The sequence below is a fragment of the Phycicoccus avicenniae genome (assembly GCF_018139485.1).
GTDB classification, from domain to species: Bacteria; Actinomycetota; Actinomycetes; order Actinomycetales; family Dermatophilaceae; genus Phycicoccus; species Phycicoccus avicenniae.
Map to the genome: position 1 here is coordinate 413642 of NZ_JAGSNF010000003.1, position 7882 is coordinate 421523.

General features: G+C 72.9%; 7 protein-coding genes. 6 read left to right on the forward strand and 1 reads right to left on the reverse strand.

Annotation, left to right across the window (positions count from 1 at the left end):
* The first annotated feature begins 16 nt into the window (after positions 1 to 16).
* The gene (locus tag KC207_RS03980) at positions 17 to 601 is read left to right on the forward strand and encodes a DUF3000 domain-containing protein (RefSeq protein ID WP_211601577.1); all 585 of its coding nucleotides are present in this window, start codon (positions 17 to 19) and stop codon (positions 599 to 601) included.
* A 10-nt stretch (positions 602 to 611) separates the two neighbouring features.
* A complete protein-coding gene (locus tag KC207_RS03985) occupies positions 612 to 1865 on the forward strand; it encodes a ribonuclease D (RefSeq protein WP_211601578.1) in 1254 nt (417 codons plus the stop codon).
* A gap of 22 nt (positions 1866 to 1887) precedes the next feature.
* On the opposite strand, the gene KC207_RS03990 is transcribed toward KC207_RS03985, so the two are convergent.
* Positions 1888 to 2169 carry a YrhK family protein gene (locus KC207_RS03990; protein ID WP_211601579.1) on the reverse strand — a complete coding sequence of 94 codons (282 nt, stop codon included), beginning with the start codon at positions 2167 to 2169 and terminating at the stop codon, positions 1888 to 1890.
* Positions 2170 to 2335: 166 nt separating this feature from the next.
* Between KC207_RS03990 and KC207_RS03995 the strand changes: the two genes are divergently transcribed.
* From KC207_RS03995 to KC207_RS04010, 4 genes are all read left to right on the forward strand, one after another.
* Positions 2336 to 3547 carry a thiolase family protein gene (locus KC207_RS03995; protein ID WP_249138542.1) on the forward strand — a complete coding sequence of 404 codons (1212 nt, stop codon included), beginning with the start codon at positions 2336 to 2338 and terminating at the stop codon, positions 3545 to 3547.
* Positions 3548 to 3550: 3 nt separating this feature from the next.
* Positions 3551 to 5668, forward strand: coding sequence for a 3-hydroxyacyl-CoA dehydrogenase NAD-binding domain-containing protein (locus tag KC207_RS04000; protein ID WP_211601581.1), 2118 nt, complete (start codon positions 3551 to 3553; stop codon positions 5666 to 5668).
* Between the two features lie 133 nt (positions 5669 to 5801).
* Positions 5802 to 7343 (forward strand): helix-turn-helix domain-containing protein, encoded by a 1542-nt coding sequence (locus KC207_RS04005; RefSeq protein WP_211601582.1) that lies wholly within the window; start codon positions 5802 to 5804, stop codon positions 7341 to 7343.
* 1 nt (position 7344) lies between these two features.
* Entirely contained in the window at positions 7345 to 7683 is a 339-nt protein-coding gene (locus KC207_RS04010) for an antibiotic biosynthesis monooxygenase family protein (RefSeq protein ID WP_211601583.1), read from the forward strand.
* Positions 7684 to 7882: the final 199 nt, after the last annotated feature.

Here is a 7882-nt window from a genome sequence, read left to right on the forward strand (position 1 = left end):
CGCTTACTGTGCTGCCGTGGCCCGTAGCACATTGACCGGCCGGGAGCCGCAGGAGTTCTCCCAGGCCCTCGCCGACCTGCACGCCGCGCGTCTGCGCCCGGAGGTCCGGCTCACCGAGGTCCCGGCCCCCCAGCGCATCGCCCCGCACGCCGTCGCGCTCACCGCGGACGTGCTCGACCCGCGGGACCGGGACGAGGAGCTGGCCACCGGCCGGTTCGTCCTGCTCCACGACCCCTCCTCCCCGGAGCCGTGGGACGGGGAGTGGCGGGTCGTCACCTTCGCCCGCGCCGAGCTCGAGGCGGAGTTCGCCGTCGAGCCGCTGCTCGGGGAGGTCGGCTGGACGTGGCTCACCGACGCCCTCGAGTCCCGCGGGCTCGGGGTCCGCGCGGCGGCCGGCACGGTGACCCGGGTGGTCTCCGAGAGCTTCGGCGGTCTGTCCGACCGCCCCGCGAGCGTCGAGATGGAGCTGCGCGCGTCGTGGACCCCGGACGGGGACGCCGTCGGGGCGCACCTCGCCGCGTGGTCCGAGCTCATGTGCACGATCGCCGGGCTGCCCCCGCTGCCCGACGGCGTCGTCTCGCTGCCCGGTCCGCGGCGGTGACGAGGAGCCGATGAGCCAGCTCCCCGACCCGTCCCAGGACCCGTCGGTCGGCGTCGACGCGCCCGCGTCCGCCCCGCCGCCGGTCCCCCTCTCCGAGCCCGCCGACGGCGTGCCGCCCGTCGTGGAGTCCGAGCGCGGGCTCGACGAGGTCGCCCGTGCGGTCGCCGCGGGTGTCGGTCCCGTCGCCATCGACGCCGAGCGCGCGTCCGGCTACCGGTACGGCCAGCGCGCCTACCTCGTCCAGCTGCGCCGTGAGGGGTCCGGCTCGTGGCTCGTCGACCCCATCGCGCTGCCGGACCTCTCCCCCGTCGCCGACGCCATCGGCCCGGCGGAGTGGATCCTGCACGCCGCCACCCAGGACCTCGCGTGTCTCGCGGAGGTCGGGCTGCGTCCCCGCCAGCTCTTCGACACCGAGCTCGCGGCCCGCATCCTCGGCCTCCCCCGCGTCGGCCTCGCCGCCGTCGTCGAGCACTACCTCGGACTCTCCCTCGCCAAGGAGCACTCGGCGGTCGACTGGTCCACCCGCCCGCTGCCGGAGCCGTGGCTGCGGTACGCCGCGCTCGACGTCGAGGTGCTCGGCGAGCTGCGCAACCTCATGGGCGTCGACCTCGCGGCGCAGGGCAAGGACGAGTGGGCGCGCCAGGAGTTCGAGGCCCTCCTCGAGTGGGCCCCCGCCGAGAGGGTCGACCCCTGGCGCCGGACCTCGGGCATCAACACCCTGCGTCAGCGCCGGGCCATCGGCGTCGTCCGCGAGCTCTGGTACGCCCGGGACGTCATCGCCCGAGAGCGGGACACCTCCGTGGGGCGGGTCCTGCCCGACGCCTCGCTCGTCGAGATCGCCAAGGCCGCGCCCCGCTCCCCCGCCGACCTGCCGTCCGGGCACCGCGCGATCAAGCGCTACGGGCGGCAGTGGGTCGAGGCCGTGGCCCGGGCCCACGACATCCCCGAGGACGAGCTGCCGCCGCGCTCGCTGCCCTCCGACGGCCCGCCGCCCCCGCGGGTGTGGGCCGACAAGGACCCCGTCGCGGCGGAACGGCTCGCCGCGACGCGCGCCGCCCTCACCGACTTCGCGCAGGAGCACACGATCCCCGTCGAGAACGTCTGCTCGCCCGACCCGCTGCGCCGTGTCGTCTGGGACCCGCCGCAGGACCACGACGTCGCGTCCTTCGCCGACGCGCTGCGGGCCCGGGGGGTCCGCCCGTGGCAGGCGGGGATCGTCGCACCGATGCTGCACGCGGCCTTCGCCGCGCACCCCGACGACTGACCCGCGAGCACAGGTCCGCGGGTCAGAAGTCCTGGCTCGTCTCCACCGGCCCGGTCCGGCCGTGCCTACGGTGGTGCCGCTTCAGGTGCACCCGCCGGGAGAGCCGGATCGAGGGCCGGAGCATCAGCTGCGCGGACCCGACGACGAACAGCCACGTCCCGGCGTACGTCGTGTCCGCGGAGAAGAAGAGGATGCTGCCGACGAGGAACCAGATCGCGACGAGCAGGTCGTTGACGATGCTCACCGTCTCGTAGCGGTCGCGGATCACGAGCTCCTCGCGCGCACCGGGCAGCTGCAGGTCCATCGGTCCTCCTCGGGTGTCGACGGACCCATCGTGGCAAACCGTCGCCCGTCCTCGTGAGCACACTCACGCCGAGGGTGGGTGCGCGGTAAGCAAGCGCTTAGTTATGCTCGGGACCGGACCCGGCGACCCGGGTCCTCGACCCCGTCCCCGACCCGGGAGGACCCCCGTGCCCCGTGAGCTCCAGGAGGTCGTCTTCGTCGACGGCGTCCGCACCCCGTTCGGCAAGGCCGGTGAGAAGGGCATGTACGCCCAGACCCGCGCCGACGACCTCGTCGTCAAGTGCGTCCGCGAGCTGCTCCGACGCCACCCCGAGCTCCCGAAGGAGCGCGTCGAGGAAGTCGCGATCGCCGCGACCACCCAGATCGGCGACCAGGGGCTGACCCTCGGCCGGCTCACCGGGCTGCTGTCGGGCCTGCCGAAGAGCACGCCCGGCTACTCGATCGACCGGATGTGCGCCGGGGCGATGACGGCCGTGACGAACGTGTCGTCCTCCATCGGCGTCGGCGCCATCGACGTGGCCGTCGCGGGCGGCGTCGAGCACATGGGCCGGCACCCGATGGGCGAGGGCGTCGACCCCAACCCGCGGATCGTCGCCGAGCGGCTCGTCGACGAGTCCGCCCTCGTCATGGGCAGGACCGCCGAGAACCTCCACGACCGCTTCCCGGAGCTGACGAAGGAGCGCTGCGACGCCTTCGCCGTCGGCAGCCAGCGCAAGCTCGCCGCGGCGTACGAGGCCGGGCACGTCCAGCCCGACCTCGTCCCCGTCGCCACCCGGCACGTCGAGAAGGGCTGGGGCCTCGCGACGGTCGACGAGCCGCCCCGCCCGGGCACCACGCTCGAGGAGCTGGCGACGCTCAGGACCCCGTTCCGCCCGCACGGCAACGTCACCGCGGGCAACGCCGCCGGGCTCAACGACGGCGCGACCGCGTGCCTCCTGGCCTCGCAGGCCGCCGCCGACGAGCTCGGCCTCCCGGTGCGGATGCGGCTGGTGTCGTACGCCTTCGTCGGCGTCGAGCCGGAGGTCATGGGCATCGGCCCCGTCCCGGCGACCGAGAAGGCGCTCGCCAAGGCCGGCCTGACGATCGAGGACATCGGCCTCTTCGAGCTCAACGAGGCGTTCGCCGTCCAGGTCCTGTCCTTCCTCGACCACTTCGGGATCGCCGACGACGACGAGCGGGTCAACCCCTGGGGCGGCGCCATCGCGACCGGCCACCCGCTCGCCTCCTCCGGCGTGCGGCTCATGACCCAGCTCGCGCGGCACTTCGAGGCCCACCCCGAGGTCCGCTACGGCCTCACCGCGATGTGCATCGGCATCGGGATGGGTGGCGCCGTCATCTGGGAGAACCCCCAGCACGCCGACTACGGGAAGGACGCCTGAGCCATGACCACGACCGCCCCCGAGGCCCACGCCGAGGTCGTCACGCACAGCCCGGTCCAGGACGTCGTCCTGCCAGGCGGCGCGGGCGTCCTCGCCCTCGTGACGCTGGACAACGGCAAGGACCACACCCGTCCGACCACCTTCGGACCCGAGTCCGTCGCCGGGCTCCAGGAGACCTTCGACTCCCTGCGCGCCCGAGCCGAGGCCGGCGAGATCCAGGCCGCCGCCGTCACCGGCAAGCCGTTCGTCTTCGCCGTCGGCGCCGACCTGTCCGGCGTGCCGACCGTCACCGACCGCGCGCAGGCCCTGGAGATCGCCCGCGCCGGACACCGCGCCTTCGCGACGTTCGCCGACCTGCCCGTCCCGACGTTCGCCTTCGTGAACGGGGCGGCGATGGGCGGCGGTGTCGAGCTCGCGCTGTCCGCGACGTACCGGACCGTGTCGGCCGGTGTCCCGGCGTTCGCCCTGCCCGAGACCTTCCTCGGGCTGCTGCCCGGGTGGGGTGGGTGCTGGCTGCTGCCGCGGCTCGTCGGGCCGGAGCACGCGCTCACGGTCATCGCGGCGAACCCGCTGTCCCAGAACCGGATGCTGCCGGCGAAGGACGTCGCCCGGCTCGGCATCGCCGACGTCCTCCTCGAGCCCGCCGACTTCCTCGAGGACTCCCTGCGCTGGGCCGCCGCCGTGCTCACCGGTGAGGTGTCGGTCGACCGCGCCCCGGTCGACCTCGACGACGCGCAGGCCTGGGACGCGGCGTGCGACGCCGCCCGGAAGAACGCCCTCGCGAAGACCGCGGGCCGCTCCCCCGGCGTCCTGCGGGCGATCGACCTCGTCCGCGCCGCCCGCACGAGTGACCGCGAGGAGGCCTTCGCCGCCGAGGACGAGGCGCTCGGCGACCTCGTCATGTCCGACGAGCTGCGCGCCGGCCTGTACGCCTTCGACCTCGTCCAGAAGCGCGCCAAGCGGCCGGCCGGCGCCCCGGACAAGGCCCTCGCCCGGCCCGTGACGAAGGTCGGCGTCGTCGGCGCCGGGCTCATGGCGAGCCAGCTCGCGCTGCTCTTCGCCCGCCGCCTCGGGGTCCCGGTCGTCATGACCGACCTCGACGAGGAGCGGGTGACCACGGGCGTCGAGTCCGTCCACCGGGAGGTCGAGGCGCTTCTCGAGAAGCGCCGAGTCTCCCCCGACCAGGCGTCCTTCCTCACCCGCGCCGTCACCGGCTCGACGTCCAAGGACGGGTTCGCCGACGCCGACCTCGTCATCGAGGCCGTCTTCGAGGAGATGTCGGTCAAGCAGCAGGTGTTCGCCGAGGTCGAGGCCGTCGTCTCCCCCGAGTGCGTCCTCATGACGAACACCTCGTCGCTGTCGGTCACCGAGATGGCGAGCCGGCTGGAGCACCCGGAGCGGGTCGTCGGGTTCCACTTCTTCAACCCGGTCGCCGTCATGCCGCTGCTCGAGATCGTCCCCGGCGAGCGGACCGACGAGGCGACGCTCGCGACGGCGTTCGCGACCGGCAAGGCGCTGAGGAAGACGTGCATCCGCTCCAAGGACACCGCGTCGTTCGTCGTCAACCGCCTGCTCGGCCGGTTCATGGGCGAGTACAGCCGGATCGTCGACGAGGGCACCCCGGTCGAGGTCGCGGACCGCGCCGTCGCGGGCCTGGCCCCGATGCCGCCGTTCGTCCTCCTCGGGCTCGTCGGGCCGGCCATCGCGCTGCACAACAGCGAGACGCTGCACCGCGCCTTCGGCGACCGGTTCCACGTCTCGCCGACGCTGCGCCGCGTCGTCGAGGCCGGCAAGCGCGGGTACTACCTCACCGACGAGCGCGGCCGCCCCGTCCCCGACCCGGAGGTCGAGGCGATGCGCGAGCAGCCGGCCGAGCCGGTCGTCCTCGAGGTCGACGAGGTCCGTGAGCGGGTGCTCGGCGCCATCGCGGAGGAGGTCGGCATCATGCTCGCCGACGGGGTCGTCGAGGCCCCGATGGACATCGACCTCGCGATGATCACCGGCGCCGGGTTCCAGTTCTGGAACGGCGGGATCATCCCGCTCCTGGACCGCGAGGGCGTCACCGAACGGGTCCTCGGCCGCCGGGTCCTGCCCCGCGGCGTCGCGAGCGTCCTCGCCTGAGCCGCGGGCGCGCGGGAGGGTCGCCGGGCGGCCCTCCCGCGCGTCCCAGGTCGTGCGGGGTCCTGAGGGCGACGCTCAGGACACCCCGCCCGGCGCGTTCGACATATCTCATATGTGATCTACAGTGGGGATCGTGACGACGACCACCGACACGTACCTGACCCGCATCGGCACCCTCATCCGGGACGCGCGACGCCACCAGGGGCTGACCCAGAACGAGCTCGCGGAGCTGCTCGGCACGAGCCAGAGCGCCGTCGCGCGGATCGAGCAGGGCAAGCAGAACCTGTCCCTCGAGATGCTCGCCCGCGTCGGCGAGAAGCTCGACAGCGAGTTCGTCTCGCTCGGGCACTCCGGCCCGCAGCACCTGCGGATCGTCGGCGGCCAGAAGCTCTCCGGGTCCATCCCGGTCAAGACGAGCAAGAACGCCGCCGTCGCGCTGCTGTGCGCGAGCCTGCTCAACAAGGGCCGCACGACGCTGCGCAACCTCGCCCGCATCGAGGAGGTCAACCGGATCATCGAGGTCCTCACCTCGATCGGCGTCAAGGTCCGCTGGCTGCCCGACAGCAACGACCTCGAGATCGTGCCGCCGGCCCGGCTCGACATCGCCGGCATCGACATCGAGGCGGCCCGGCGCACCCGGACCGTCATCATGTTCCTCGGCCCGCTGCTCCACGAGTACGACGCCTTCCGGCTGCCGTACGCCGGCGGCTGCGACCTCGGGACCCGCACCGTCGAGCCGCACCTGTCGGCGCTGCGCCACTTCGGCCTCGACGTCACCGCGACGCACGGCTTCTACGAGTCGGCCGTCGACGCCGAGCGGCACCCGAAGCGCGCCATCGTCCTCACCGAGCGCGGCGACACCGTCACCGAGAACGTCCTCATGGCGGCCGCCCGCTACGAGGGCACGACGGTCATCCGCAACGCCTCGTCGAACTACATGGTCCAGGACCTGTGCTTCTTCCTCCAGGGCCTCGGCGTGCGGATCGAGGGGATCGGCACGACCACCCTCACCGTGACCGGCGTCACGACCGTCGACATGGACATCGAGTACTCCCCCTCCGAGGACCCGATCGAGGCGATGAGCCTCATCGCGGCCGCGGTCGTCACGAAGTCGACGATCACGATCGAGCGTGTCCCGATCGAGTTCCTCGAGATCGAGCTCGCGACGCTCGAGGAGATGGGCCTGCGGTTCGACACCACCGAGGAGTACCTCGCGAAGAACGGGCACACCCGGCTCGTCGACCTCACGATCCATCCCGGCCCGCTCACCGCGCCGAAGGACAAGATCGCGCCGATGCCCTTCCCGGGCCTCAACATCGACAACCTGCCGTTCTTCGCGCTCATCGCGGCCTGCGCCGAGGGCACGACGATGATCCACGACTGGGTCTACGAGAACCGGGCGATCTACCTCACCGAGCTGACGAAGATCGGCGGCCAGGTCCAGCTGCTCGACCCGCACCGCGTCATGATCACCGGCCCGACGCCGAAGTGGCGTGCCGCCGAGGTCATGTGCCCGCCGGCCCTGCGTCCCGGCGTCGTCGTCCTCCTCGCGATGCTCGCGGCGCCGGGCACGTCGGTCCTGCGCAACGTCTACGTCATCAACCGCGGCTACGAGGACCTCGCCGAGCGGCTCAATGCTCTCGGCGCGACGATCGAGACCTTCCGCGACATCTGACATGTCGCTCCCGGAGCGGCCCGCCGTCGGGCAGGTCGTCACCGTCTTCCGCAACCGGCTGCGCCCGGAGCACGAGGACGCCTACCGGGACGAGCTGGCCGTCGTCGCCGACCTCGCGGCGTCGATGCCGGGGTTCGTCGAGACGAAGACGTTCGTCGCCGACGACGGCGAGCGGTGCACGGTCGTGACCTTCGCCGACGCCGCCTCGCACGCGGGGTGGCGGGACCACCCGCGGCACCGGGAGGCCCAGCGGCACGGCGTCGCGGACTACTACGCGGAGTACTCCATCGCCGTCGGTGAGACGTCGTACGCCTCCTCGCACGTGCACCCGGGCGACTGATCCTTCGACCGCGCGTCGGTCCGAGCGGCACCTCACGGTCGTCGACGTCGGGCAACACGCCGACGGTCGGCGCGGCGACTTCAAGGGGTGAGTGCAACACGACCTGCGGAGGTGTGTTGTGACGTTGAAGGTGGCTCGTCGTTTCGAGGATGTGTTCTGGCGGGAGTACCGCCGGCACGGACGGGTGGAGGTCGCGGCT

Coding starts and splice junctions, on each gene's coding strand:
- KC207_RS03985 (WP_211601578.1), top strand. CDS start 612: ATGAGCCAGCTCCCCGACCCGTCCCAGGACCCGTCGGTCGGCGTCGAC.
- KC207_RS03990 (WP_211601579.1), bottom strand. CDS start 2,169: ATGGACCTGCAGCTGCCCGGTGCGCGCGAGGAGCTCGTGATCCGCGAC.
- KC207_RS04000 (WP_211601581.1), top strand. CDS start 3,551: ATGACCACGACCGCCCCCGAGGCCCACGCCGAGGTCGTCACGCACAGC.
- KC207_RS04010 (WP_211601583.1), top strand. CDS start 7,345: ATGTCGCTCCCGGAGCGGCCCGCCGTCGGGCAGGTCGTCACCGTCTTC.